The following is a 25,992-nucleotide window of genomic DNA, read 5'->3' on the forward strand; positions in this document are numbered from 1 at the left end:
TAATTTCAAAATTCAAAGGTACATAACTACGAAAAGCCGCCAGATTTCTCCAGCGGCTTTGTTGCTTGTCTTCTTCGGGTTTATCCGCGTATACTAAACATCTGCTGTGACTAACTGCACCTGTTCTAGAACTATTAAGAGTAGACGTTTCAGGTATACCCTGGGTTTTGCTGGATCCACTCATCCGCTCAATCTTCAGTGGGAGGATCCAGGGCTTCGCTGATGCCATGAGCGGATAAGCCTGCACACGTAGCAATCAGAATTGCCGTGTCCAGCTAGGCCCGTAAATACACTACTTCCCCCACCGCATCCTGATGAAGTGCATCCCCTGGTTAACGTAGCTGGATCCATCGGCTAGCGTAGCCCGGCTACCGTAGCCCGGCTAACGTAGCCCGGCTAACGTAGCCCGGTCCCTCCATTCCACGGCAATCTTCGTCATCCAGGTCCATCCGCTGACTGCCACGCTGCGAATTTCAAAGTTCAACCCCGGAAAAAGCCGGCAAACCATAGCCGCATGGCTGGAATGCGATGCCGGGTACCTCCCAGGGTATGCTGACCACTGAATGTATGGATAATCGACGGCGACATACCTTTTAGCATGGATTCATAGTCTCCCTGACCGAAGCGTTCAAAGTTTTGAAGGACGACCCTTATGACAATGCGATGGTACATAGCGTTACCGGGTACTAGATTAGAGAGCGGCTAAACGTTTTGTTTACTCTTACTTGTCTTATCAACCCTTGCGTTCGTTGACTAGCTCACTCCATTGAGGAAAGGGATTACCTAAAGAGGCTAAGGTCTGGACTCAACGGTAACTCATGCGTACGACTGGCTATTTGTAGAAGTATTCAACGTAAGCAGTGTCCACCAGGCTGGACTTGTTGAATTCGCTCGCCCACTGTTTTTCTCTGCCTTTTTCTACGTTTAATTGCCAACGGCTGGGACCGTTTAACGCTACGGATAAATGCAGGTGCTCTATCGTAGAAAGCCAGTCCTTTTGATGGGTAGCAGTGAGTTCCTGCAAAACCACAAAAGCTTCAATGCTCCTGGTTGAGTCTACGTAAGAAATAAGGGTCGTGCCGTCGGTGAAATTAGGCTTGACAAAGTAAGGTTTACTATACATGTGCCGGGTTACGTAAGCCAGGCTATCAGCGGGCAACGAAGAAACATAACGTATGTTCAGCGAGCTTACGGAGAGCTTATACGAACTGACCAGATCAAATCCCTGCCGAGTGGAAGTGGCAGGCTTGAAAGCTACAATCACGCGTTCGGGTACCAATGTCTCCGGTTCGGGATCGGTTTGGGGTGTAGGCTTACTGCAGCCGACCAACAGAGCTACCCAAACAAGCAAGTAATGATTCATAGGCAATAGAGTCTTTGGCACTTCTCAGCTACGAACTTAAGCGAAGATGTTGTAACTGCCTGAGATAAAGGCAAATTCTTTGATCGTCTGCACCCGTATCGCCTTCTCAAAAGGCCTCCTTCCTCTCTACCTATTTCCCTGAAGACCTGTAAACGTTAGGTTCTAACAGATCCCACAAATTGCCATAGAGGTCTTCAAAGACCGCCACTGTCCCGTATACCTCTTCTTTCGGCGGTCTTACGAACTTGATTCCCGCCTGCCGATACGCCTGATAGTCCCTTTCAAAATCGTCGGTGTACAGAAAGAGAAACACCCGTCCGCCCGTTTGATTGCCAATCCGACTTTCCTGAGTGGCACCGTCTGCTTTGGCTAGTAGTAAAGCACAGGAGCCATCGCCCTGAGGAGTTACTAGTACCCAGCGTTTCGGTTGGCTTAGTTTTGTGTCTTCCAGCAAGATGAAGCCTAGCTTCTGCGTGTAAAAGTCAATCGCCTCATCGTAATCACGGACTACCAGTGTGAGGTGAGCAATGCGTTGGTTCATAACAAAGAGATAACCGGAATGCTAAGCTAAGCAGTAATTCACCATCGAATCAGCTCCGGTATTTAACTGAATACGCAGGTCAAAGAGCTACCACCATGAAATGCGATTCCCCGCTTATCAAAGCTGGGAAGGGTTCTATCCGTAAGAAACCCGCTTACCCGGCGGGTGAATTGAACGCATCAAGCGACCGACAAGGGTGTGGCAGATCGTCTTCCACGCCCGCAGGTATACGCAACTCGGGTATTCGTTTATGGACAAGGCTGCCAGGAAGCTGATCGCCAACGATGAGCGGTTTAAGACCAATATTGGCAGTACAGATTATAAGGCCAGCCGCTGCATTCTCCCGTTGCTCTCGTTGTGGATCGTAAGGATCCGTTAGATAGAACACGGTATCGATCTTCCTGAATTCATCCGGAAGATCAAGTACGGTGGCCCCGTAACTCACCTCAACGCCTTTGTTATACGGATCCGGAATGCCCGACTGAGATTCGGGAAAGGTGATGATAGAAGCATTGACCAGACAGTGCCTATGCCGGTGAGTAACGATAAGGGGATGTACGTTGCTGTGATTCATCCGGATATTTCCAGAAACGCTTGCAAAAGACAAAAAAGGGAGCCGTTCCTTTCAACGACTCCCTAAAAATCTTATTTCCCCTTAAGACTGAGCATCTTCGGAGGCTGGTCCCTTTTCCAGACTCTGAATTTGTAAAAAAGCATTCAGATAGTTGCGTAAGTAAATGATCTGAGGCATTTCAAGGTGTGCTATAATTTCGCCGCTGGTTTCACCTTCTTCCTCCCGGTTCACGATTACACTTAAGGTCAATCCGGGATCCGTGGATAATTCAAAGTCTTCTAGCTGAATTTCTACGAAGTCCACTTCATTGGGCACCCCTTCAAAACCCGGTTCAAAAACAGTCAGGGAGCCTGCATCACAAGCAAGATTTAAACGTCCCATTGAGGCATTAGTTGGTTATACAACTCCAAAGATAAAGACAGACCGATAGAAGCCCAGCTACATTAAGCCCTGGCTTCAGTTTCCTGTCTTCAACCCTTATCGCCCGTTGAGATGCCTGTTCAGCCATGCGTTCAATCGAGCCGTTGCGAAGTGATTACTGCTCCTTTTCTGCTTAATGGTAGCTCGTCGCTGGGTGCGAATGGTTTCGTGCTCATTGACTTGCGAGGGAGTCAGGCTATCCTTTGTTTAAAAATGTAACGAGTTGAAGTGTACATCAAACTAAAAAAACCTTACCGGAGGGCTCCATAAAGCGATTTTTGAATCACTAGTGAAGAAATCACCCTAATGTTAAGGGTAAGAATGTAGTAAGATTACATCGGAATAGGTAATCGGTATTGTCTCTACCTTTGATCATGTTCCGAATAGCTGGGGCTTGGACTGGCCTTCACCCCGGCTCCTTTCAGCAGGTTGAATCGTGAAGATTCTTTCGTCAGACGGCAGTCCATGAGAAGAAGGCAACTACCTGACGAAATTCTGGTTGAAGGGACTTTTAACCTATCGACTCATCATTTAATTTCTCTGAAAGACCTGCCTGGAATTCGCCAGACAGGTCTTTTATTGCGTGGTTGAAAAACAGCACTGGACGCCCAAGAGTGAATGTTTTCCTACCTTCAACCTATGATTTATAGCGTGTTCTCTGGCGAAAAGCCAACTCAATAACAAATCTTGCAAGCCGTTTTCCGCATCCGGATGGCTTCTGCCCTACTCACTTTAGACACCCCATGCGTACAGCGGTTCAACCCATGACAGAAGTAGGCATGATAGGCGTACGCCCTGGAAGAATTACAGATGTAGACGGAGTCCGTCTTCGCTGGAGCCAGCGAGAAGAACAGGGAGAGTAGAATCGTTTGCATAGCGGTGCGGGTAGCTAAGTGGCGGACGGGCCACTTTTCAAATTTTCATAAAAAATATGAAATAAACAAGTATCCTTCAGATGGACGGCTAGTTACGGCGTCTTATATATGTATCACCGAATGCTGAAAAGGTTATCAGCGTTTACTGATCATTTGCTCCAATTGATAACTCGCAATCAGCTACACTAAGGAGTTTCGATAAACTGAAGCATAAATGTGTAGGTTAAAATAATTTTCTGGTGTCATATACAAATCTGGATTTCCTACACTATGATACTTGGACTTCTCAAATTGGTATCTCGATCCTTTTGAGTATATAAAACTATAGTAATCTGGATCAAAGTAAAAACAAGGCATCAACGTATCAATGTAAGCACAGCCTATAATGAACGAATTAAATCGTATTGCAAATTTGAAGCTTGTCAAATCCATAATTCTTGCAGTTTCACTTGAACTTTCTGTAAAAGGTGTTTTAGCCCATTCTTTTACAATACTAAAACCAATGTATTCGGCGGGAGGATCAAATAAAAGGGCTAAACAAAGGAACCCCTCAGGAATGTATTCATGATTCATCGCCATTTGGCGTACATGTAATGGGATTTCTGCATTAGCTACCATAGAGCTGGCCGCCAAAGCAGTTTTAAATATATAGCGTGATAGATAAAACTCCTCTTTTTCGTTTAAATCTTTAATTTTCGATGAATCATTTAATATTTCAAACAGTACGTTTTGTACATTTATGTCGGTTGTATTCATCCAACCATTATTACAAGAATTACATACTGCACTAGCTAAAACATTATTTGCTACCATAGTCCTATAGTAGAGCTTATCAGTTTTTCGGAACTCTTCGAATGACATTTTAAGCTTTAAATAGTCAAATCTTTTGAGCCACTCCTTCTTAAATATATGTTCCTTTGACTGGGCCGTATACTTCCCCGGCTGTAATATACAATTACAGAAGTAACATCTTTTATAGTTGTCGCTTTCCATTCTCCTATAATTTTAGAATATAGTTTCCAAATGCTGTTGGCTGAGTACTATCGAAGAAATGTCTATGTTTTCTAACATCTATAAAATGCATTTCTTCAGGTAGTTTATGTTTTACATTCCAATAATTTTGGATATATTTAATCAGTCCTGTAAACAAACAATCAACCATAAAAGTAGCATATTGATAATCTATTCCTTTTATATCAATATCACTCAAAACGTTAATTGAATTAATTTTCGAAGAATTATTCACTTTATAATGGAATATAAGGCTTGTACCTGGGTTTGGCGAATCCTTTTCTTCAACTATTGTAAAAGTTAAATTAGGCATACTCTTAGTATTAGATATAAATGTAAATCCTCATTTCCGTCTTACCTGAATCTTCCATTGATGTAACCAGCTCATATTCATCGTATACTATCCTAAGCACGAGGTTCTCGGAAGTCCCCATCTCTCCTATAATTGTCGTCTGCTTCTTGGCCAGTGCGTCAGCCAGGGGAAGTGCTACCTCCGGCCTCTCCTCAAGAAAGGTAAACATCAGCTCCTGGATCCCGAGGTACTGGGCCACGAGGGCTTCAAGATGGGTCATTAGGCTCTATAGCTTTTCGAATGTTAAGCAAAGCCTATTTAAATTTCCTGTCTGTAGTAAAAACTCCCTTTTATGGAAGGTAATTTTTAAACCATTATAATTCCAAGTTTGAGGAATATTCAAAACATCCACATTGGTTAAATTATATATTTTGTAAATGCCTTTATTGTTACCAAATCTTACAAATAGTCTATATAAAGCATCTGCTGTTTCAAATGGAAAATTTTGATGATCTACCAGAAAAGCTTCTGAAATTTTTGATAGCTTATTTTCTGAAAACTCGTAACAAGTAAAGGTCAAATTATCAGGCACATATCGAGCCTGTGAAATATAGGACAATGAGGGCGAATACTCATTCCAGCCGTTGAAAGAATCTTCTCTCAGACCAAATTTAGCCAGCTCATAGACCTTCACTTCAGCCCTAGACATTCCAAAGTTCACTCTTCCAAAATCTAGGTTTTTAGACGTATTGGTTATATTGACTTTCGTGGACCTAGTAACGATTTTACCTGATTTTATAAATTTAACGGTATGATCAATTTTTCTGCTTCCTGGTGTAAAACTCTTGATAAACTTTAAAGCAGAGGTAATTTTCCATTTTTGAATAGCCGACTCCCACTGTTTAGACTCACTGAAAAGAATAGCGTTCAGGCCATTCGCTGTCCAGTTTATCTGGACACTGTCTCCTTCATCCACTAAAACATATATTGGGAGTATATACTCTGTTTTATTATACGTAGTATCAAGCTTTGTGTAGTAAGTTTCGAAGGGGAAGTTGTATTCGCTTTCAATATTGGACACATTATCCGTATAGGTGATGCCTTGAGAATCGACGAGTACGGGAGTCAGATTCAAATTGTCCTTATCTCTTTTGCAAGAAAGTATGAATCCCCCTAAAGCAACGATAAATAAAAAGTGTTTCATATAAATGAGGGTTAGACGATTTTAATTTAAAAAATGTAATAAAATATAGATTACATTTGCTTATATTGATTACAAATATCTGATATTTAGTATTTTAATTACCAGCATTTACTTATTATCCACTTATGCTTACTTATTCGATTAGGCTTTTTACTTGCCAATACAAAACTTAGAAAAGATATTCTCTAACAAATCATCCGTCGTAATTTGTCCGGTGATTTCGCCGAGGTGTACCAGGGATTGGCGGATGTCCATCGCTAGCCAATCCTGGGTGATACCGGCATCGAGGCCTTCGAGGGCACGTTGCAGGGCAGTATCGGTGGCGGTTAGGTGTTCGTAGTGGCGGAGATTGGTCACTACGGTGTCGTTGGTTCGCTGGAGGTTTACGCGGTTCACGAGGCGTTGCTTGAGTTCTTCAATGCCCTGGCCGGTGGCGGCAGAAATGGAAAAATCCGCGGAAGGATCCTCGTACACATCCGCTTTGGTGTGAATACGTATCACTCGTCCAGGCTCCGGTACCCGAGCCGCAAACAGAGCTTCAAATTCGGCACTGGCCACGTCCGTGCTGCTTAGCTTGAGAATAATTTCGGCCCGGTCCAGTGCGGCCAGCGAACGTTCGACGCCGATGGCCTCTACCCGATCACTGGTTTCCCGAATGCCTGCCGTATCCAGCACGCGAAACTTGATTCCATTTAAAACCAGGGTGTCTTCAATGACATCGCGGGTGGTACCGGCAATTTCGGTCACAATGGCTTTTTCTTCGTTCAAAAGAGCATTCAGCAGGGTCGATTTCCCGGCGTTGGGCGGTCCTACAATCGCTACGGGCACGCCCTCTTTCAGTACGTTGCCCAGCTCAAAGGAGTCAATGAGGGGACGTAAGGTCTGCCGAATGTTACGGATGAGTTGACGCAATTGGGTACGATCCGCAAACTCGACGTCTTCTTCGCCAAAATCAAGCTCCAGTTCAATCAGCGAAGCAAAATGAATCAGTTGCTCGCGTAGCTGAGCGATGTCTTTCGAAAATCCCCCGCGAATCTGGTGAATCGCCGCCCGGTGACTGACTTCCGTATCCGAGGCAATCAGATCAGCCACGGCTTCGGCCTGAGCCAGATCGAGTTGCCCATTCAGGAAAGCCCGTTGTGTAAATTCACCATGCTGGGCCATCCGGCAGCCGTTTTTAATGAGCAGACGAAGAATCTTCTGGATGATGAAGCTGGAACCGTGACAGGAAATTTCAATCGAATCCTCGCGGGTATAGGAATGCGGCGTTCGGAATAAACTGAGCAAGACTTCATCCACAATTTGTCCGGCTTCGTCCCGAATGGTTCCGAAGTGGATGGTATGCGTTGCCTGATCGCTCAGGTTTTTGCCCCGAAAAAGTTTCTGAACAATGGGAAAGGTTTCCGGTCCTGAGACCCGAATGACGCCAATGGCACCAATACCCGTCGGCGTAGCGAGGGCACAAATGGTGGAAGTAAACGAACCTGACATGAGAAGGGGAATTCAGGGCGGATTAATCCGTCAACCAGAAACAACAGCCTCTGCGGTAATAAACCGCCCTGAAGGCGACTTAAAACAGCGACTGCAATTTCATGGCGAGCGACATATCACCCGTAATTTTAATTTTACCGAACATCAGAGCCGTCATCGGATTGAGGTCACCCGTCATGAGTTTACCCAGATCTTTGGCACTGATGCCAATCGTAACATCCGATTCGCGATCATCGTTCGTTACGGTACCATCGCGATCAATGACGATGTTTCCCTCATCGGTCTGAAATTTGATTACGTCACCCGTACCGCCTTTCTGGGCGGCGAGTTGCTTGATTTTAGTGTCTACTTCTTCGAAAGTCATAGAATTGCTGGCTGTTGACGAACGGATCGTCTTTTCATGAATAATTGGGTAATCGCCTTTTCGGTCCGTCAGCGGATCGCGTTCAGTCTGAAAAAGGCCGCAAATTGGCTAGTTCTCCCGAAAATATCAAACCAGCCCAGGCATCAGGGACGGAAAAAAATTCGCATCGGTAACAAGCGGACCAGTCTTTTTTCCAGCGGTACCGCCGGCAGTGCCAGTTGATCCGCGTACTCATCCCCCAGCAAAAACCGCATCTGAGCCGCCGGCAGAGTCTTTAAACCTTCGGGTACGGTATCTTCCAGTGCCCGTAGCAAGGCCTGGGTTAATTGCTGTCCTTCGGGCGAAGGTCGGAACAATCGCCGGGCAATGGATTGTCCCAGTACATAAGCCTCCCGCAGGTTTTCGGGTAGCAAGTCTTCCGGTACGCCACTTAAGTAACCTACCACTTTCCAGAAATGGAGATAAGCCTCCGCCTCTTTTTCGTTGGGTTCAATTCCGTTTTTCCGTAAGCCCTGAATGATGATATAGCTAAATGTCAGGTTGGTACCGGCCATATCTTCCTGGTTGACGGGCTCGCCCCAGGCGGGGTTCCATCGATTCGAATGCCGGCAAAACCAGCGTACAACGGCATGAATCAGGCGTACGTTCAAAATACGTTCGATGGCGGAGGGATACTTTCCCTGCCAGGCTTCGGCCTCCGTAATGCCAAAGACAAAAGCCCCGGTTTCTTCCAGCCGTTGCCGCGTGTCGTTCTGCATCCGTTTGGAAAGAGCCAGTACCTGCACCCCATCGGCAGCCAGGTAAGCGTACGGTAGCGACAGGCAGCCCAGCAACAAGGTAATGGTATCGCGATGCCGCTGAAAAAGGCGAATGCCGCTAGCCATCTGCTTGGCATCAGCCCAGTCGGGCAGTCGTCCCTCTTCACAAAGAAAGCGTCGGCACTCGGGTACCTCTTTCAGCGGAATTTTGCCTTCCGTCCGTTGCTGGAGAAAGGTGCGTACCCCCGCCGGGCCACCCGCCGCGGCCACCTGTTCAATAATCGCATCGGCGGCCGGATCGGTTTGTTGCCGGTAGTGGCTGAGTAGCTCGTCCGAGAAATATCGCGTGGGTTTGATGGTACGTAAGAGCATACGAGCATTCGTTTGGCTTTCTATCTCTGATAACCCTTTTTAGGAAGCAGCAATTCGATGTTCCTGATAATTGTTCGCCGCCAGTACAGCACCGAGTGCCGCGTATTCTTCCGCACTCAGGCTGGCGTCACCCGCTCGCAGGGCATCCAGTAACTGCTCCGCCGTCCGAACACCTACCACGGCTGATACCACGGCTGGCGGATACAAGGCGTACCGAATGGCGGTAGCAGCCGGATTCCGTTCATTCGTACTCAGGGCCTGTACGGCTTCAGCGGCGGCCCTTACTTCCTCGGCCGTATAATTGAGATAGGTATCCGCAGGTTTTCCGGCCAGCAGTCCTTTCGCGACGCTACCGCGGGCGAGTACGCTGATGCCGTGCTGGTGCAACAGCTCCAGGCAGGTTTCTTCCGGACGACGGTCCAGCAGACTATACTGCATCATCACACTGGCGATACTGGAGCGATTGACGTATTGTTCGATCACATTCGGCCGGATGGATGAGATGCCGTACGCCCGGATTTTTCCCTGCTCTTTCAGCAATTCAAAGGCTTCAATGGTTTCATCCATCGGGTCATCCATGGTACCGCCGTGTAACTGGTACAAATCAAGATAGTCGGTTTGCAGGCGTTTCAGACTTTTTTCGACCGAGGCCAGAATGTAGTCCTTCGTCGGGTTCCAGTCCCAGCCTTTGCCATCGGCCCGCTCCTGATTGCCCACTTTGGTCGCCAGTACGATTTCTTTCCGGTGGTCTTTCAGTGCTTCGCCCATGAGGCGTTCGTTTTCGCCCTGGTCGTAAATATCCGCCGTATCAAAAAGGGTAATTCCTTCATCGAAGGCCTTTTGGAGCAGTTTCGTAGCCGTATCTTTTTGCAGTGACATGCCGCCAAAGGCAATTTCACTCACCACTAATTCTGAGGAGCCTAATCGAGTATACTTCATTCGGGTAAGGTTTTACTACGCTTGAAAAAGGATGATGCCAGCCCCGGGGCTGGCATCATCCTTAATTGGCCCGTCCACAAATCCGGGCGTAATCGCAATATTCGCAGTGACTACGGTCCACGGTTTGTTCAAAGGCCCGGCTGGGGTCAAGCAGCTCGTCGATAAACTGCGTTAACATGGCTTCGCTGTCTTCGAGAAACGTTTCCGGCGTTTCATCCGGACGGAAACGAAGATTTTCCTGAGCCATAAAACCCGCCGCCAGATTTCGGAAGGAGATCATCCCGGGCTGTACGATCTGCGTGGCCGAGAGTTCTACGCCGCCCACGCGTTTGTCGTTTTGTTTCAGAACCAAATATTTATACAGCCAGAGTTGCCGCATCACGTCCCAGTTCTGATTCGTCAGGAACATGGGCTGCCATTCGTCCTGGTTTACTTTCAGATCCAGATTCTTCGCGTCTACTTTTCCGGTTTTATAATCCACAATCCGGATTACGTCGTTGACCCGCTCCAGGCGGTCAATCTTTCCGGCTACCTGCACCGTGCCCTCGCCATAAGCCAGCGTGGCCACCAGCTTCTGTTCCGGAGCGAGCACTTCCACGCGGAACCCGGCGTCGAGTTCGTCCATGCGTAGCTGGAAGTAGTTTCGCAGGTTACGTTTGGCCAGGTTGTACAACAACAGGTTTTGCCCTTCATGCATGACCTGTCCGGGAAATTTTTCCTGAAAAACGGCTTCCAGACGACTGGGAATCTGCTGCGTAAACCGTTCGTAATCGGCCCGTTCGTACACGCGAACGTTTCGCTCGATCATCTCCCGGTCGATCCGTTCGAGCACTTCGTGCACCCAGGTACCAAAATCGTTTGCTTCGAGCGTCGTCGACAACTCTTCTTCCTCAGCCACCCCGGCAATGCGTTTGAAGTAGTACTTGAGTGAACACTGGTAATACATGTTCAGGTGCGTCGCGTACAGGCCCCGATTGGCGAGCGATTGAAGAATTTCTCGCTGAATCTGCTCGTTTTTGGTAATGCGTAATACCGGCAGCTCTTCTTCCAGACTGCGTTCGGAGCCGAACTCCACCCGCTTTTTCTGCAGCTTAGCCTGCTTGTTTTGTTCACCCAGCTCGTATTCCAGTTGCAGTAAAAACCGACTGGGTTCGGCTTTGGCCCCATCACCGGCGGGTACCGTGTGCAGAAAGATGACTTCCTTGGCCCGTTGTAACAGGCGGAAGAAGTGATAGCTCATCACCGCGTCGGCGTCCATGTACGTGGGCAGGCCAAACTCGCAGGCGGCATCAAACGGAATCAGCGAATTTTGCTTTTTCCCCGTCGGCAAGGTGCCTTCATTGACGGATAGAATAATCACCCGTTCAAAGTCCAGACACCGGGTCTCCAGCATCCCCATGATTTGCAGCGGAGCGGCGGGTTCCCCCGAAAAGGGAATCTTCGTTTGTCGCAGTAACTCCAGCAAAAACCGTCGGTACGACTTAATGGATACGGGCTGACGACGTTCGGCCAGTACGCGTTCGAGCCGTTTGAGTATGGTATAAAACTCGTAGAGGTACTCGGTTTCGATGGCATCTTTATCGACGTACAGGGGCCGTAGTAGATCGATGAGCCGATACATCTGCCGGGTCGCCCGACTCGAGTCGTTGTCCCAGCGGGTAAAGAGGGTATTGATCAGGGGTTCGTTTCCACCCAGTTCTTTAATCTCCTTTTCATCAGCAAACAATCGGTTTTCATCCCGCAGCGTCCGTAACAGGGTTCGAAAACTTCCCTCGTTTTCCATCCAGTATTTCTGAATGAAGGGATGGTGCAGAATCTTGGTAATGTGCTTGTAGCTGAATTTGGGAATAGCAACCATCCCCTGCCCTTCCTTTCGGCGAAATTCCACCACATTCCGCTGTAACTCAAACCAGCTTTCCACCAGGGAATACAGCAGGGAATTTCGCAGGGAAACCCCCATCGTAACGTTGAAATCATCGTAGCTGTCGGGAATCGAGGACAAGACCGGCATCAGCAGATTTTCGTCGCCCAGTACCAGAGCCGTATGCGGCGGTTGATAGCCTTTCGTTTTCTCCGTACCGTGCTCCCATTGGGCCATCAAATGAGCGGCGACTTTGGGCTGCATGGTGGCATTGGGTACGCCAATGCTGATAAAATTTTTAGGCTGCGTCAGTAAATCACTGGGGACCGTCTGTACCTGCGGAAACTCGCGGTAATTCCGGAAACGCTTGTTCCAGTCGCCCCGACTCAGTTCGGCGTCGGTTAGGTATTTACGGACAAAGCGACCCGCTTCGTGCTGATTTCTCAGGTAAAAAACGTCGGCGTCCCAGAGCATCTCGGCCTTATTCAGGCTCACCAGCTTCCGCAGAATCCGCTCTTCGGACTGACTGAGGGCGTTAAAACCCAGAAAATAATGGAACGCGTGGCCGGGTTTATCCAGGAAAATCGTTTCCACCTCCTCCGCCACTTTGCGATACGCCATTCCCCGGTACGCCAGTTTCTTTTCCAGTAAACGGGCTTTTAACTGATCATAAACCCCGAGCAGGTTTTCAAACAGGCGAAAGTATTTATCCGCAAAGGAATCTTCAGCAATCGTGGTGTCGATTTTCCAGCGTTCAATGGCTTTCTCGGCTTCTACCCAGCTAAATACGGCTTTGGCGTTGCTGTCATAAAGATCAATCTGGTCGAAATCCCGCAGTACCACCGGAGCCCAGCTCGTAAAGCGGTCGAAATCCAGGTGGGGATCAATGGTTTTAAAAGTGTCGTAGAGTTCAAACAGCAGGGATACGGGGTCGATTTCTTCCACCTCCGCCCGTTGCAGAATGAAATCGTCCATGGCCACTACTTCTGGAGCCAGAAAAGGCCGATCCGAGAGGCTGGCCAGTTCCTGCTTGAAAAAATACACGGCCCGGCGGCTGGGTACGACCACGCACACGCGGGCGATGGTTTCCAGCGAATGGCGTTCAAAAATATACCGAGCCGTTTCCGAAAGAAAAGACATGACGATCAAGTAAAAATTCAGATTTCGGGCGACCCAACGAAGGCATGCTTCCCGATTAAACTAGTAGTAAAGGTACGTAATTCAAGCCGTATAAACGACGAATGCCAGTCCGGCAGACTGGCATCCATCTTTGCAACTGACGGTAACCTTAATCGAACAGCGGCCAGCACACGCCAAAGCCAAAGCCCCGTTTCATGCCCGGGTAATATGGTGTCGGCATGTAACCATTTGAAAGCAGACCGTCGGCTACGTTTTTGAACTGCACGAATACGCGGACGCGGTTGATGCGGATGTCCGCAAAGGCATCCACCACCAGAAAGCCCGGTACTTTATACGTATTGTTGAGATAGAACTGATTACTCAGAGGCTGGTAAAAATCAGCGTAATAGCCCATGCGGTAATGGGCATCCAGTCCCACCTGTACGTACATGACTTTCGAATACACAAAGTCAAACGCAAACTTGGAACGCGTCAGCACTTTGGGCATCCGAATCAGATCCGGCCCGGACGTCGTCGTGAAAAAGGCCTGATGCGACGTACTGAATTTTCCAGCTCGCCAACCCAGGTCCACGCCAATGCGGTACATACTGATGGCACTGTTTTCCTGTTGGGCTACCGATTCCGTATCGTAATAAATGTAGTTTTTGGTGAGGCTGTACTGCAGGCTGGGTTCAATGAAAAGATTCTTGATTCGTACCGGAGCGGAAGCCGTGATTTGATTGGTAAAGACATTGTCGAAATTCTTACTCCAGGAGACCAGCGGACTCAAAAACCGCTCCTGCACCAGAGTAGGCGAATTGAGCGTACTCGTAAACGTAGCCTTAAACCATTTGCCGTAATAATCGGCGTGCAGTCGGTAATCCGCTCCGATCAGGTACTCGCCTTCGGCTTCGATGCGGGTGCTGTCTTTGAAGTAATACGCCAGCCAGGCTCCCAGAAAGTTTTCATTCCGCCGACGAATGGACTGTTCGCTGTACGTAGGATTGCTAACCGTGAAGCGTTCGCTGAACGTACGTGCGGTATCGTTCACAATGACGGTACGCGTAAGAAACGTTGTTGAATCCCCCCGAATGGTCAGACGTGAACGTTGGTTGATGCCGTAATCCCGGCGGCGGAGGTGTACCCGGTAGTTGAAGCCTTTCAGGGCTCCTTTTAACCCAATTTTATTTTCCAGCAGCCAGTAGTTGGCCTGTGCCTGAATGGTATCCCCAATGGTGGTTCGTTCGGGCAGGTTATTATAGAATCCCGTCGCCACGGAGTTCTGATAATTCCGATCCCGATAGCGATTAAACCGGTTGATGTAGTCTCCAACGTGATACACCTGAAATCCCTTCACGGGTACGTATTCCTGATAGACGTGAAACTGATTTCGCCGCTCCCGGCTGCGGGACGCCGTCAGAAATTGCTGAGCTGCCGCCGGATCCGCTAGCACACTGTCCCAGTTAGCCCGGGCCGGATTTGTTTCCGGATAGATACCACCGGGTTCCCGAATGGAATGTTCATACAGCCGAAAATGACCCAGCACGGCGTACTTTTCATCTTTCGTGCGATAATTGCTATGCGTCACAAAGTTCCAGAAGCCTCCCAGATCGCGGTCGCCTCTACTGGTAGCCGAGCCCACACTGATTTGCCGCCGACTCAGATTCCGTTCGACGTGTAAGCCGATATTCCACTGGGAATTCACGTTTCGACTCAGGTCAAATTGCAGAACACTCTGGCCATTTCCACCCTGGACAAAATAAGCCTGCGTAAACGGCGATTTGGTATCGTAATACTTGACGTCGTACGGGGTAATGGCGTAGGGCGAGTTGACGTCATAACCCAACTGGGCTCCAATTTGCTGGGGAGCCGTAAAGTATAAGGGTCGCAGAGCCGAGCTGAGTACGCCCAGGTCCGTATACCAGCGACCCTTGTGTTCCAGGTAATCAAAGCGGTGAAAGTTGATATAATTGGTATCAATGGCGTACAGCGTTTTCCGGTTGTTGAACAGATCTTCTTCCAGAAAATACCGGGAAGTGGTCGGACCGTAAATCTGCTTGGTCGAATCATCAAGAATTTTTCCGCGACGGCTGGGATCGTCCGCCGGTTTGGGAGCCACTTCGCCCGGGGCATTCGGCAATGGATTGGGTACGGTTTGTGCCTTCGCCAGCAGCGAACAGGCCAGAAAACCAAAAGAGACTAGAAATCGATAGAGCTTCACGGCGTCAAAAATACAAGCAAAAATGAGTTGCGGGGGGACTTAAGCTTTTTTAACGTGCAGACCGGATCGCTCCAGCAGCCATTCGTCAAAATTCAGGGGGTTACTTTCCAGAAAATAGACTTCAATCGGTACAACAAACAGCGGGAAATCAGGCGGTACCAGCGTTTTCAGTTTTACGGCATCTTTCTCGGTAGTCAGTACCCAGCCCCGGCCGTTCTGCTGCCAGACCTGCTCGATTCGCTGCCAGTCTTTCGGCGTATACGCGTAATGATCACCGAAGGCCAGATGCTGTCCGACGGCAAATTGTCGCTGAGCGTAGGCTTCGAAGAGTTCCGGGCGGGCCAGGCCCGATACCAGAACCACCTTTCCGGTCGCCTGCGTGTTCGTATGCACCGCCACGGGTTGTCCGTATCGAATTCCGGAAAAGAAAACCGGAGCCTTCGCGTACGGAAGTATTTTCTGCTGAATCTGTTGCCGTTCCTGATCCGTAAGTGTGGGTGGGCATTTGCTTACAATAATGGCATCTGCCCGCTCGGCTCCGTTCCGGCGTTCCCGAAGGTTTCCGGCAGGAAAAGGATGATCCGTATAAAAGGGATGGTTATAGTCGGTAAGCAACAGATTGACGCGGGGTTGCACGGCCCGGTGCTGGTAGGCATCATCGAGCAGAATGGCCCCAACTTCCGGAAACGCCGAACGAATGTTCGGAATAGCTTCCGCTCTTTTTTCTCCGACCGTAACCCGTACGGTTTTTCCAAATTTTTGGTATACTTGCAACGGCTCATCGCCCAGGGTTTCGGCCGTATCCTGATTCGTCGCTATCCGAAACCCCCGGGTACGCCGCCCGTACCCCCGGCTCAGCGTAGCCAACACGAAGGATGGACTCAGCAAACGGATCAAATATTCCAGATGCGGGGTTTTACCCGTGCCGCCAACCGTCAGATTACCCATACTAATTACGGGTAAATCAAAGCTCGTGACCGGAGTCAGCCCCCGATCATACAGGCTATTTCTCCAGTCAGTAATAAATCCGTACAGCCAGGAAAAAGGCAACAGAAGTCGGCGTAATATTGTAAGTAAAGGGCCCATACGTTGGGTAGAACCAGACAATGAGAGGTCCGGCCTGCGGAACACTCCAGGATTAAATATTGCGGCAAAGAACGTCAAAACGCGGCTAATTGTTTAGTTTTGCCCCCTTTTAAACCAACAATTCCCCTTTAGTATGTCTCTTAAAGTGCTGGTTCACAAGCATATTCTTGACTTCCGGTTTGCAGCCGGCACGTCCAGGGGTACTCTTACCCAGCACACGGCGTATTATCTCAAGGTTTTCGATGACGAAAATCCGTACTGTTTTGGACTGGGTGAAGCCAGTCCGCTGGCCGGTCTGAGTCCCGATTACGTAAACTTTGAAGCTACGCTACAGAAAGTCTGTCAGGCCTTCAACCGTTACGATCTGGAGGTTTTTTCCTGGAATCTGGATCTCATTCTCAATCAGCTTGTTGATCCCCGCTTTCCGACCATTCGCATGGGACTGGAAACGGCCCTTCGGGATTTGTTACACGAAGGAAAACGGCAGATTTTTAACAATAGCTTTTCCGAAGGCGAGCGGGAAATTCCCATCAACGGATTGATCTGGATGGGCGATAAAAACTGGATGCTCCAGCAGATTGACCAGAAGCTCGAAGCGGGTTTTCGTACGCTTAAAATGAAAGTCGGAGCCATTGACTTTGAGCAGGAAATGGAATGTCTGACTTCCATTCGAAAGCGTTTTTCGCCCGAAGCCATTACCCTACGGGTCGATGCCAACGGGGCCTGGACTCCGGAAGAAGCTCAGGAAAAACTCAATCGGCTGGCCGAACTCAGCATTCATTCCATCGAACAGCCCATCAAAGCCCGCCAGCCCGAAGCCATGGCGGCTCTGTGTGAACAGTCGCCCATTCCCATTGCTCTCGACGAGGAACTGATCGGCGTGTACGATTACATGGATAAAATGCGGCTACTCAAGAAAATTCAGCCTACGTTTATCATTCTCAAACCAACCCTACTGGGTGGTTTTACCGCCTGTAAAGAATGGATTGAGATTGCCAATCGCCTCAAGATCAAATGGTGGCTTACGTCTGCTCTGGAATCAAATGTAGGATTGAATGCAATTGCTCAGTTCGCGGGTGAATTTCAGAATCCACTGCCGCAGGGCTTGGGCACGGGTGGTCTGTATTATAACAATGTCCCCTCTCCACTCAGCATAGCACAGGGTCAGCTTAGCTACAACAGCCAGCAACCGTGGGATTTACAGCTGCTACAGCAGTCTTTCATTACGCATACCAATTAGGCTAGAAAAATTTCCTGCGTTTGGTCGTGATAACCGAATTAGGTAATTCTGCGAAACTCTGAGCTTTGGGCTTGATTACATGACCTGAATTGACCTATTTTTGTCAACATACACGCTATCTCTATTTTGATCGACTAGTTATGAACACGCAGAAACTAAACGATACGTTACTTGAGCTTTTATCCAAGCGTTTCGCTTTAAAACATATGGGATACGACCATCCCGATTACGATGAAGCGGAGGAAACGCTGGAAGCCCTGGAAGACGACTTCGTAGATGAATACGGCGAAGAATTCGAGCAGATTCTGGAACGCGTTCATGCCACATTTTGCCCGGATACCGATGTACTTTTACCCACGGCGTACCTGCCACGTACGCAATACGAAAAAGTCATCGACGAAGAAACGGGCCTTGAAGAATTCGAAATTGGTCCCGGTGATGGCGTTTGGGTGACGCTCAAGGACTTCCCGAATCTGGACGCTAAAATGGTACTTCTTCCTTCGCCCCCCCGCCTGGAAATTCTCTCGATGGGCGGCAGCCAGGAGGTATGGCGAGCGAGCTAGTACTCATATTTTATCCAAAGGTATTTTAAAATTAACTCCGCGGTAGTCTATACTTTTTAGACTATTTGCGGAGTTAATTGTTATATACTAGGGAATTAGCACGCATTTTTTGATGCTACCCTTACGCCCTGTTATTTTGTCGTGATGAGAAAAGTACCGCCAATTAAGATGGGTACCTTGCGTGTCATAATATTAGGGTTGATGGTAACAGGCTTGACACGATCTCAACCAGAGCCACCTCCCTTTATTTTTGAGTACGAGCAGTCCCATAGTATTCCCGCTGGAACCATTGATGAAGCTTCGGGTATGGCTGATAGCCGTTCGATGCCCGGTCACTTGTGGGTTCAGGAAGACGGCAACAACCCAAACCGTCTTTCGCTGATCAACTACCAGGGCCAATTGAAAGGACGGGTAAATTTGCCCTTCCCCAATCGTGACTGGGAGGATATGGATCTGTTTTTCAATAAGAAAGACAGTACTAACTATATCTACCTGGCCGATACCGGTGATAATCTGCAGCAGTATCCCGAGTACTACATCTATCGGTTTAAGGAACCGACTTCGGTGAATGAAGAGGTAACGGAATACGACCGAATCGTTTTCTATTATCCCGAAGGAAGTCGGGATACGGAAGCCATCCTGATTGAGCCCCATACGCAGGACATTTATGTCATAACGAAAAGTCCGGGGCTATCGAAGTTGTACAAGCTCGCCTACCCGCAGAAGTACGACTCGCCCATGCCAGCCATGTATGTTTGTGACCTGCCCATGTACATGATTACGAGTGGGGATTTTTCAGCGGATGGCAAGCAAATTATTCTGCGAAATTATACGACGATGTATCTCTGGAATCGGGATGATGTCAATGAACCCATTCAGGACGTCATTTATTCCAGTTACAAGCTTATGCTTCCCTACGTTTTTGAGCCACAGGGGGAAGCCGTCTGCTTTGAGAAAAACGGAAAAGGGTATTTCACGTTGGGAGAAAAGTTTAAACTCCTCCCCTCGCAGCTTTTCTATTTCGCCCGGAAAAAGTAAAATTTATATTTAAAGCAAAAGCGGTTCGGAGTTACTGACTCCGAACCGCTTTTGCTTTCTATTTTCTACTCGAACTACTGAACGCAAGTTTTCAAATTTCGTAGCTAATATTCTTATCTTAAGCTATTTAATTCGAAACGGTTCAACCTGAATAGCCCTGTGTGCAATAAGGGGTGCGTCCAGCTTGGTAGGCACAGCCTACCAACTTCTGCGTCCGTAGCGAATGCTACGGACAACCCGTCCTACTGACGTTATCGAGTTTGAATTAGCAGAACGGAAGCGGAGTAGTCTTCTCCTTGGCCAGCCCTTAACCCCGAAGGGGTTCAATGTCATTAGCCCCGTATGCAATGCGGGGAATCGTCCCGCCCGGTAGGCACAGCCTACCCATTTTTGCGTCCGTAGTACATACTACGGACAACCCGTCCCGCTATCTTTACCGGGTTTACCCTACCAAAACGGAAAACGGAAAACGGAAAACGGAAAACGGAAAACGGAAAACGGAAAACGGAAAACGGAAAACGGAAAACGGAAAACCGCAACCAATTCCTCACAACCCATAAAACGCCCGTACAAAACTCGTCACTTTCTCTGATTCGCAGGAAGTTGCCAGGTGACCGCAGTTGCTCGTTAGTTCAACCAATGGAGCTTTTAGGTACCCTGAAAATTCGCTTGCCGCCGCCGGATTAACCATATGATCCTGCGTAGCTACTACGATCAATAGCTTCGCTTTTACCTGTTTTGCGGCCTCTTGTAATGTTTTTCCCGGCATGACATCCTGCGTAAGCATCGCTCGAATCTGACTCGCCCAATCATACGGATTCTTCGTACTTAAATCCTTTTCAACCTGATTGAGGTAAGCCGTGGCCTCCGGTGCGGATCGTTTCTTCTGGGTGTATTCGGGCGTAAACAGATTCAGTTCGTGAATGAGTCCCGTCGTTTTCATGGCTTCGGTGGTGTAATTGCCTCGTTCGAGCGTCCGTAGCTCGATGTTCCAGAACAAGACGTCATACGCGGATTGCCGCGGCGTGCCGACAATCGGTACCACCCGATCCATAAAGCTGGGGTAACTTACGGCCCACTGAAAAGATTGCATTCCTCCCATCGATACACCCATCACCGCATACAGGTGATTCAGTTTCAGGTGCTTCGTTACCAATTCGTATTGACTCTTCACCATATCACGGATGGTAAACAGTGGGAATTGTTCGTTAGGCTGCGTTTTGGAATTCGAGGGTGAAGTAGAGACCCCATTTCCAAGGGCATCAACCACAATAACGAAAAAATGAGTACTGTCGGCCATGTTTCCGGCATTCGCAATGTTGGCCTTTTGCTGGGAAGTACCCCCAAACCAGGTAGGCACCAGAACGGCATTGGAACGCTGCGGATTGAGTTTCCCAAAGGTTCGGTAGCCAAGGGTACAGTTCTGAATCGTCAACCCGTTTTCAAGCTTCAAATCTCCTAAGTCCGCAAACTTTTGCTGGGCTCGCAGACTACTGCCCAGACCTAACAAGAAAACCAGAATACAACGAAAAAGCATCGATTGAAAGGGGAAAACGTATAAAATCAAATCTACAGGTGATCCAGTTGCTGAAGGAGTTCGAGTCCCGCCGGCCAGGAACCGTATCCCGAAGCTACGTTGATATGTCCGGCATGGGGAATGGTGATTAGCTCGCTCCCCCATGCCTCAGCCATGTCTTGAGCCCGTTCCATCGTCATATACGGATCATTGGTACTGCGAACAACGATGGAAGGGAAAGGCAGCTTTACCGTAGGCATGGGTGAAAATCCGGTCGTGCCGGAGGGGTACGAAGCCGCTTCGGTATCACTCGGGGCCACCAGCAGGGCGGCTTTAATCGGACGCTGATAGTGTTCCGCCCAGTAGGCAATTGTCACGCAGGCCAAGCTATGACCTACCAGAATCACATTCGATACACCCGCCCGGAGAACGGCTTCATCCAGCGTTTGTACCCAGTCGGTACGGATGGGCGTTTCCCAGTCCCGCTGTTGAATGCGTTCAAAGTTGTATTGGTCCTGCCAGAGCGTCTGCCAGTGACCTTCGCCGGAATTTCCGAGTCCCGGATGAATGAGTACGGTTGATTGAAACGACATAGCCTAAATAGAAAACTGGCAAAGGAGTGAATTCCCTTGCCAGTATAGTGTTTAACGGTCTTACTAACAAATCCTCTTTATAATCAATCAGAAGTTCAGAGTCAGCCGGGGATATGGCTACAACGGTTTGTAGGTACCAAAATCCACTTTATCCGCTTTCAAACTTGAAACTACCTCAAACTTTGCCTGCTACACATCAATCTCAACCTGATTGCGTAAGACGTCTTCCAGCGTTTCCCGCTGACGAATCAAATGTGCTTCACCATTCAGTACCAGCACCTCCGCCGGACGCAGGCGACTGTTATACTGACTACTCATGGCAAAACCGTAGGCTCCGGCGTTGAGTATGGCGAGAATATCGTTGGCTTTGACTTTATTGAGGGTACGGCCTAGGGCGAAGTTATCCGTTTCGCAGATGTATCCCACCACGTCATACACATCCTGTTCCGAATCATCCGGATTGGAGGCATTCACAATATGATGGTAGGCATCGTACATCATCGGCCGGATCAGGTGATTGAGCCCGGAATTCACGCCGACAAACGTACGACCCGGAGCTTCTTTCACTACATTCGCCGATACCAGCAGATAGCCACATTCACTAACGAGATACTTACCGGGTTCGAACCATAGTTGCAGGTTTCGTCCGTATTTTTCACAGAATTCCCGGAAGAATCCCGAAAGCTCCGCTCCGAATTTTTCCATATCTGTCGTGTAGTCGCCTTCTTTGTAGGCCACTTTAAACCCACCGCCGAGGTCGATGCACTGCAAGTCGGGGAAATCGTAGGCAAACTCGAATACGCGACTGGCGGCTTCGATAAAAGCAGAAGCTTCCTTTACATCAGAGCCCGTATGCTGGTGTAAACCCACGATTTTCAGATCGTACTTTTCAACCAGAGCCAGAATTTCCGCCTTTTGCCGAATATCAATACCGAATTTAGACCCTTCGTGGGCCGTCATGATTTTTGCATTTCCTCCCGCCGCTACGTTAGGCTTCACCCGAATCATACAGGGTTTGGACGAACCGTATTTTTGACCAAATTTTTCCAGTACATCGAGGTTATCCAGGTTTACGAACGCTCCCTGTTCAACGGCAAATTCGATTTCGTCGAAGCTCACGCCGCTGGGCGTAAAGTTCATCTGATTGCCTGCGTAGCCAGCCCGGAGACCAATCTGTAACTCCTGCGGAGAAACCACGTCGAGATCCACGCCGTGCTTACGCATAAGTTTAAGTACCGCAAGCGAAGTCAGGGCTTTACAGGCGTATTTAATTTTCAGATCAATCCCTGCAAAAGCCTGATGAATGCTTTGAATTTGCTGAATAATTTTTTCGCCGTCGTATACGTACAGGGGTGTACCGAAACGCTCGGCCAGATCAGTAACTTTCTGATTTTGTATGAAATAAGAACCTTCTCGGAGTTGCATGGGAACGTAAGAAAAAATAAAGCTGCAAGTTGGCAGAAAGTGACGGGTTTGCCAAAGACGAATGCGTAGTTTATGGGATTAGTTTGGCGGGTGTCGCCGGGCCGTTCCTGCGTTACACTTGCCCCTCTAACGTCCTGACAAAAGCCAGATAGCCGAAACTCTATCTTGTTATAGACCCCACCCCCTTAGCTGTAGATGATTTATAAAATCGAAACGCAAGAGCCAACCCCGAAGGGGTTCAATGTGATTAGCCCCGTATGCAATGCGGGGAACATCCAGCCCGGTAGGCACAGCCTACCAACTTAAAAAGTCCGTAGTGAATACTACGAACAACCCGTCCCGCTATCTTTACCAATTTTACCTTTCCAAACTCCAAACTCCAAACTCCAAACTCCAAACTCCAAACTCCAAACTCCAAACTCCAAACTCTAAACTCTAAACTCTAAACGTTACCTCCTAAATTTGCTACCTGCAAGGCAACGAGCCATTATTAACTATTTCTTAATCATCAACACATGCAGAAAACGATACGTTTCTGGCTTTTTCTTTTATTCACCAGTACACTTCTGACCGCTCAGGCTCAGTTACAAAGTGGTCCCATGTTAGGTTATTCCGACTACATGGAAGTTATGGTGTGGGCTCAGACGAAGAAAGCGGCTAAAGTTAAAATTCAGTACTGGGAAGTGGGCAATCCCTCCAACAAACGATCTACCGATGAGGTCAACACGGAGAAAACCAACGCCTACATTGCTCATTTATACGCGGATCAGGTGGAGCCGGGTAAGAAGTATGAGTACGAAGTTTGGGTGGATGGGAAAAAAGTAGCCCGCCCCTATCCGCTTCAGTTCCAGACGCAACAACTGTGGCAGTACCGTACAGATCCACCCGCGTTTAGCTTTGCCTTCGGTAGCTGTGCCTATTTCAGCGAACCCGAGTACGACCGCCCCGGTACGCCTTACGGTCAGCAATACGAGATCTTTACGAAAATTGACAGTCTGCGTCCCGACTTTATGGTTTGGGGTGGCGACAACAATTACTACCGGGAGGTGGACTGGAGTACGCGTACCGGAATGCTCCGCCGCATGACGCATGGTCGCTCATTCCCGCAACTGCAATCCCTGCTGGCCCGTACGCACCACTACGCTATTTGGGACGATCATGATTACGGCCCCAATGATTCGGACCGTAGTTTCTGGATGAAGCGTGACGCCCTCGACATCTTCAAACAATTCTGGGGAAATCCAAACTATGCCTTTGACAAAGAAGGCATTACGGGCACCTTCCAGTGGGGCGATTGCCAGTTTTTCATGCTGGATGACCGCTGGTGGCGAGCCCCCAACGAACTGGAAGGCTCGAACAAAGATTACCTGGGTAAGAAGCAGCTTGACTGGCTGATTGACGCTCTGAAATTTAGCCAGGCCACGTTCAAGTTTGTAGTTTGCGGTGGTCAGGTGATCAATCCGGCGGCTCAGTTTGAAAACTACTCGGTATACGCAGAAGAGCGGGAAGAACTGCTGAAACGGATTGCGGAACAGAAAATTCCGGGCGTAGTATTCCTTTCGGGCGACCGTCACCATACGGCCGTGCACAAACTTCAGCGATTTAACGCGTATCCTTTTTATGATTTCACCATTTCGCCCTTCACCTCCGGTCCTGCCCGTCAAACCAAAGAAGAAGCGGTATCTCCAACACTCTTACCCGAAACCGTACTGACCGAACGTAATTTTGCGGTCATGTCGCTTTCCGGTGCCAAGAACGAGCGGGTATTAACCGTAAAAGCGTACAACACCCGGGGCGAACTGAAGTGGACCAAGGAAATTAAAGCCAGTGAATTGAAATAAGTAAAGTAGTATAGTTTTAATAGACATCTCTTGTCACCAAGTAAAAGCCATTGATTATCTCACTGATAGTCAATGGCTTTTGCTTGGTAGTTACGAGTTGTTTACGGCTATGTCAAACTAAGTTGACCGCTGCCAATTGAAATACCAGCTACAGACCTATTCACAACCTCGATCCCGTACATGAAATTGAATTTATAATCCTTCCTTGATTTGCTTACAAGCTTCAGGGGTTTGCATACAGGCGTGTGATTACGCCTCCCGACCTTTGCCTCATGGAAATAAAACAAATCGCATTGGGCAGCCAGGGATTGGTTGTACCAGTAATCGGCCTGGGTTGTATGGGAATGACGGGCTTTGAAGAAGGACACATGTATGGTCCTGCGGATGAGCAGGAAGCCATCGCAACGATTCACCGTTCGCTTGAATTAGGCGGTACTTTTTTAGATACTGCCGATCTGTACGGACCGCTGAAGAATGAGCAGTTGATTGCGAAAGCCATCCATGGTAAACGTGATCAGTATATTCTGGCGACCAAGTTTGGCTGGGAAATCGACGACCACAACAAGGTAACCTGGGCCATTAATGGCAAGAAAGAGTATGTGAAGAAAGCGTTGGAGCGTTCGCTCAAAAATCTGAATACGGATTACATCGACCTGTATTACCTGCACCGCCTGGATAAAAATACGCCGATTGAGGAAACGGTTCAGGCGATGGCGGAGCTGGTTCAGGAAGGCAAAGTGGGGTACATCGGTTTGTCGGAGGTTTCGTCCGAAACGGTGAAGCGGGCCCATGCCGTACACCCGATCACTGCCGTACAAAGCGAGTACTCGTTGTTCGAGCGGACCGTGGAAGAACGTGGCGTTCTGGCAACCTTACAGGAATTGGGTATTGGCTTTGTAGCGTACTCACCGCTGGGCCGTGGCTTCTTGTCGGGACAGATCAAAAGCATCGATGACCTGCCTGAGAATGATTTCCGCAGGACCATCCCGCGTTTCCAAGGCGAAATGTTTAACAAGAACATTGAATTGGTGAAGGCCATTGAAGCGATGGCTGAAGCCAAGCATGTTACTTCTTCGCAGTTAGCTTTGGCCTGGATCATGAGCAAAGGTATCCTACCGATCCCCGGAACGAAACGCCGGAAGTACCTGGAGCAAAACATGGCCGCAACCACGATTGACTTAACTCCGGCGGATGTATCAAGCCTGGAAAGCATCGTGCCTTTGGGTACGGATACCGGTGCCCCTTACGATGAGTTCAGTATGGGTTTAATTGATTAATTTTAGGT

Annotated in this window: 25 protein-coding genes; 5 read left to right on the forward strand and 20 right to left on the reverse strand. The window is 48.5% G+C overall.

Annotation, left to right across the window (positions count from 1 at the left end; all coding sequences use genetic code 11):
• Positions 1-480: 480 nt before the first annotated feature.
• The 17 genes from BWI97_RS27315 to lpxK all read right to left on the reverse strand — a co-directional run bounded on the left by BWI97_RS27315 (position 481) and on the right by lpxK (position 16,491).
• Positions 481-672 (reverse strand): hypothetical protein, encoded by a 192-nt coding sequence (locus BWI97_RS27315; RefSeq protein WP_146010842.1) that lies wholly within the window; start codon positions 670-672, stop codon positions 481-483.
• 160 nt (positions 673-832) lie between these two features.
• On the reverse strand, positions 833-1,363 hold the full coding sequence (locus BWI97_RS01710) for a hypothetical protein (RefSeq protein ID WP_094810257.1): 531 nt from the start codon (positions 1,361-1,363) through the stop codon (positions 833-835).
• Positions 1,364-1,493: 130 nt separating this feature from the next.
• Complete coding sequence (locus BWI97_RS01715; protein ID WP_102199804.1) at positions 1,494-1,904, reverse strand: VOC family protein; 411 nt, start codon at positions 1,902-1,904, stop codon at positions 1,494-1,496.
• A 154-nt stretch (positions 1,905-2,058) separates the two neighbouring features.
• Complete coding sequence (locus BWI97_RS01720; RefSeq protein ID WP_146010843.1) at positions 2,059-2,511, reverse strand: hypothetical protein; 453 nt, start codon at positions 2,509-2,511, stop codon at positions 2,059-2,061.
• Between the two features lie 48 nt (positions 2,512-2,559).
• Entirely contained in the window at positions 2,560-2,859 is a 300-nt protein-coding gene (locus BWI97_RS01725) for a hypothetical protein (protein WP_094810250.1), read from the reverse strand.
• Between the two features lie 713 nt (positions 2,860-3,572).
• The gene (locus tag BWI97_RS27325; RefSeq protein ID WP_146010844.1) at positions 3,573-3,773 is read right to left on the reverse strand and encodes a hypothetical protein; all 201 of its coding nucleotides are present in this window, start codon (positions 3,771-3,773) and stop codon (positions 3,573-3,575) included.
• A gap of 180 nt (positions 3,774-3,953) precedes the next feature.
• Positions 3,954-4,586, reverse strand: a complete 633-nt coding sequence (locus BWI97_RS01730) for a hypothetical protein (protein WP_158242663.1) — start codon at positions 4,584-4,586, stop codon at positions 3,954-3,956.
• 184 nt (positions 4,587-4,770) lie between these two features.
• Positions 4,771-5,097: a hypothetical protein gene (locus BWI97_RS01735; RefSeq protein WP_102199807.1), complete on the reverse strand. Its 327-nt coding sequence runs from the start codon at positions 5,095-5,097 to the stop codon at positions 4,771-4,773.
• A 10-nt stretch (positions 5,098-5,107) separates the two neighbouring features.
• Positions 5,108-5,356: a hypothetical protein gene (locus BWI97_RS01740; protein ID WP_102199808.1), complete on the reverse strand. Its 249-nt coding sequence runs from the start codon at positions 5,354-5,356 to the stop codon at positions 5,108-5,110.
• A 6-nt stretch (positions 5,357-5,362) separates the two neighbouring features.
• On the reverse strand, positions 5,363-6,280 hold the full coding sequence (locus tag BWI97_RS01745) for a hypothetical protein (RefSeq protein WP_102199809.1): 918 nt from the start codon (positions 6,278-6,280) through the stop codon (positions 5,363-5,365).
• A gap of 150 nt (positions 6,281-6,430) precedes the next feature.
• A complete protein-coding gene (gene mnmE, locus BWI97_RS01750; RefSeq protein WP_102199810.1) occupies positions 6,431-7,771 on the reverse strand; it encodes a tRNA uridine-5-carboxymethylaminomethyl(34) synthesis GTPase MnmE in 1,341 nt (446 codons plus the stop codon).
• Positions 7,772-7,850: 79 nt separating this feature from the next.
• A complete protein-coding gene (locus tag BWI97_RS01755) occupies positions 7,851-8,135 on the reverse strand; it encodes an SCP2 sterol-binding domain-containing protein (protein ID WP_094808693.1) in 285 nt (94 codons plus the stop codon).
• Between the two features lie 143 nt (positions 8,136-8,278).
• Positions 8,279-9,265: an oxygenase MpaB family protein gene (locus BWI97_RS01760; RefSeq protein ID WP_094808692.1), complete on the reverse strand. Its 987-nt coding sequence runs from the start codon at positions 9,263-9,265 to the stop codon at positions 8,279-8,281.
• Between the two features lie 39 nt (positions 9,266-9,304).
• Positions 9,305-10,204, reverse strand: coding sequence for an aldo/keto reductase (locus tag BWI97_RS01765; protein WP_102199811.1), 900 nt, complete (start codon positions 10,202-10,204; stop codon positions 9,305-9,307).
• Positions 10,205-10,265: 61 nt separating this feature from the next.
• Positions 10,266-13,205, reverse strand: coding sequence for a PD-(D/E)XK nuclease family protein (locus BWI97_RS01770; protein ID WP_102199812.1), 2,940 nt, complete (start codon positions 13,203-13,205; stop codon positions 10,266-10,268).
• Between the two features lie 148 nt (positions 13,206-13,353).
• On the reverse strand, positions 13,354-15,405 hold the full coding sequence (locus tag BWI97_RS01775; RefSeq protein WP_158242664.1) for a putative porin: 2,052 nt from the start codon (positions 15,403-15,405) through the stop codon (positions 13,354-13,356).
• Positions 15,406-15,444: 39 nt separating this feature from the next.
• Positions 15,445-16,491, reverse strand: a complete 1,047-nt coding sequence (gene lpxK, locus BWI97_RS01780) for a tetraacyldisaccharide 4'-kinase (RefSeq protein ID WP_102199813.1) — start codon at positions 16,489-16,491, stop codon at positions 15,445-15,447.
• Between the two features lie 133 nt (positions 16,492-16,624).
• Here lpxK and BWI97_RS01785 point away from each other — a divergent pair, with 133 nt between their 5' ends.
• The 3 genes from BWI97_RS01785 (at position 16,625) to BWI97_RS01795 (ending at position 19,332) form a co-directional block, all read left to right on the forward strand.
• Positions 16,625-17,731: an o-succinylbenzoate synthase gene (locus BWI97_RS01785; protein ID WP_094813625.1), complete on the forward strand. Its 1,107-nt coding sequence runs from the start codon at positions 16,625-16,627 to the stop codon at positions 17,729-17,731.
• Between the two features lie 206 nt (positions 17,732-17,937).
• Positions 17,938-18,294: a hypothetical protein gene (locus BWI97_RS01790; RefSeq protein WP_233207725.1), complete on the forward strand. Its 357-nt coding sequence runs from the start codon at positions 17,938-17,940 to the stop codon at positions 18,292-18,294.
• A 213-nt stretch (positions 18,295-18,507) separates the two neighbouring features.
• Positions 18,508-19,332, forward strand: coding sequence for a PE-PGRS family protein (locus BWI97_RS01795; protein WP_133163331.1), 825 nt, complete (start codon positions 18,508-18,510; stop codon positions 19,330-19,332).
• A 547-nt stretch (positions 19,333-19,879) separates the two neighbouring features.
• On the opposite strand, the gene BWI97_RS01800 is transcribed toward BWI97_RS01795, so the two are convergent.
• The 3 genes from BWI97_RS01800 to lysA all read right to left on the reverse strand — a co-directional run bounded on the left by BWI97_RS01800 (position 19,880) and on the right by lysA (position 22,866).
• Positions 19,880-20,869: an alpha/beta hydrolase gene (locus BWI97_RS01800; RefSeq protein WP_158242665.1), complete on the reverse strand. Its 990-nt coding sequence runs from the start codon at positions 20,867-20,869 to the stop codon at positions 19,880-19,882.
• A 32-nt stretch (positions 20,870-20,901) separates the two neighbouring features.
• The gene (locus BWI97_RS01805) at positions 20,902-21,441 is read right to left on the reverse strand and encodes an alpha/beta hydrolase (RefSeq protein ID WP_102199817.1); all 540 of its coding nucleotides are present in this window, start codon (positions 21,439-21,441) and stop codon (positions 20,902-20,904) included.
• A 189-nt stretch (positions 21,442-21,630) separates the two neighbouring features.
• The gene (lysA, locus tag BWI97_RS01810; protein WP_094808449.1) at positions 21,631-22,866 is read right to left on the reverse strand and encodes a diaminopimelate decarboxylase; all 1,236 of its coding nucleotides are present in this window, start codon (positions 22,864-22,866) and stop codon (positions 21,631-21,633) included.
• Positions 22,867-23,381: 515 nt separating this feature from the next.
• Between lysA and BWI97_RS01815 the strand changes: the two genes are divergently transcribed.
• A complete protein-coding gene (locus BWI97_RS01815) occupies positions 23,382-24,707 on the forward strand; it encodes an alkaline phosphatase (RefSeq protein ID WP_102199818.1) in 1,326 nt (441 codons plus the stop codon).
• Between the two features lie 272 nt (positions 24,708-24,979).
• Positions 24,980-25,984, forward strand: coding sequence for an aldo/keto reductase (locus tag BWI97_RS01820; RefSeq protein ID WP_102199819.1), 1,005 nt, complete (start codon positions 24,980-24,982; stop codon positions 25,982-25,984).
• Positions 25,985-25,992: the final 8 nt, after the last annotated feature.

Origin of the sequence: Siphonobacter sp. BAB-5405 (genome assembly GCF_002872335.1) — a bacterium.
GTDB lineage: Bacteria > Bacteroidota > Bacteroidia > Cytophagales > Spirosomataceae > Siphonobacter.

Bases quoted from the DNA above. Each gene is read 5' to 3' on its own strand.
- BWI97_RS01815 (WP_102199818.1), top strand. From the start codon at position 23,382: ATGCAGAAAACGATACGTTTCTGGCTTTTTCTTTTATTCACCAGTACA.
- BWI97_RS01785 (WP_094813625.1), top strand. From the start codon at position 16,625: ATGTCTCTTAAAGTGCTGGTTCACAAGCATATTCTTGACTTCCGGTTT.
- BWI97_RS01765 (WP_102199811.1), bottom strand. From the start codon at position 10,204: ATGAAGTATACTCGATTAGGCTCCTCAGAATTAGTGGTGAGTGAAATT.
- BWI97_RS27325 (WP_146010844.1), bottom strand. From the start codon at position 3,773: ATGCAAACGATTCTACTCTCCCTGTTCTTCTCGCTGGCTCCAGCGAAG.
- BWI97_RS01770 (WP_102199812.1), bottom strand. From the start codon at position 13,205: ATGTCTTTTCTTTCGGAAACGGCTCGGTATATTTTTGAACGCCATTCG.
- BWI97_RS01800 (WP_158242665.1), bottom strand. From the start codon at position 20,869: ATGCTTTTTCGTTGTATTCTGGTTTTCTTGTTAGGTCTGGGCAGTAGT.
- lpxK (WP_102199813.1), bottom strand. From the start codon at position 16,491: ATGGGCCCTTTACTTACAATATTACGCCGACTTCTGTTGCCTTTTTCC.
- BWI97_RS01760 (WP_094808692.1), bottom strand. From the start codon at position 9,265: ATGCTCTTACGTACCATCAAACCCACGCGATATTTCTCGGACGAGCTA.
- mnmE (WP_102199810.1), bottom strand. From the start codon at position 7,771: ATGTCAGGTTCGTTTACTTCCACCATTTGTGCCCTCGCTACGCCGACG.
- BWI97_RS01725 (WP_094810250.1), bottom strand. From the start codon at position 2,859: ATGGGACGTTTAAATCTTGCTTGTGATGCAGGCTCCCTGACTGTTTTT.
- BWI97_RS27315 (WP_146010842.1), bottom strand. From the start codon at position 672: ATGTACCATCGCATTGTCATAAGGGTCGTCCTTCAAAACTTTGAACGC.
- BWI97_RS01730 (WP_158242663.1), bottom strand. From the start codon at position 4,586: ATGGTAGCAAATAATGTTTTAGCTAGTGCAGTATGTAATTCTTGTAAT.
- BWI97_RS01740 (WP_102199808.1), bottom strand. From the start codon at position 5,356: ATGACCCATCTTGAAGCCCTCGTGGCCCAGTACCTCGGGATCCAGGAG.
- BWI97_RS01735 (WP_102199807.1), bottom strand. From the start codon at position 5,097: ATGCCTAATTTAACTTTTACAATAGTTGAAGAAAAGGATTCGCCAAAC.
- lysA (WP_094808449.1), bottom strand. From the start codon at position 22,866: ATGCAACTCCGAGAAGGTTCTTATTTCATACAAAATCAGAAAGTTACT.
- BWI97_RS01745 (WP_102199809.1), bottom strand. From the start codon at position 6,280: ATGAAACACTTTTTATTTATCGTTGCTTTAGGGGGATTCATACTTTCT.
- BWI97_RS01805 (WP_102199817.1), bottom strand. From the start codon at position 21,441: ATGTCGTTTCAATCAACCGTACTCATTCATCCGGGACTCGGAAATTCC.
- BWI97_RS01755 (WP_094808693.1), bottom strand. From the start codon at position 8,135: ATGACTTTCGAAGAAGTAGACACTAAAATCAAGCAACTCGCCGCCCAG.
- BWI97_RS01790 (WP_233207725.1), top strand. From the start codon at position 17,938: ATGGGATACGACCATCCCGATTACGATGAAGCGGAGGAAACGCTGGAA.
- BWI97_RS01710 (WP_094810257.1), bottom strand. From the start codon at position 1,363: ATGAATCATTACTTGCTTGTTTGGGTAGCTCTGTTGGTCGGCTGCAGT.
- BWI97_RS01715 (WP_102199804.1), bottom strand. From the start codon at position 1,904: ATGAACCAACGCATTGCTCACCTCACACTGGTAGTCCGTGATTACGAT.
- BWI97_RS01820 (WP_102199819.1), top strand. From the start codon at position 24,980: ATGGAAATAAAACAAATCGCATTGGGCAGCCAGGGATTGGTTGTACCA.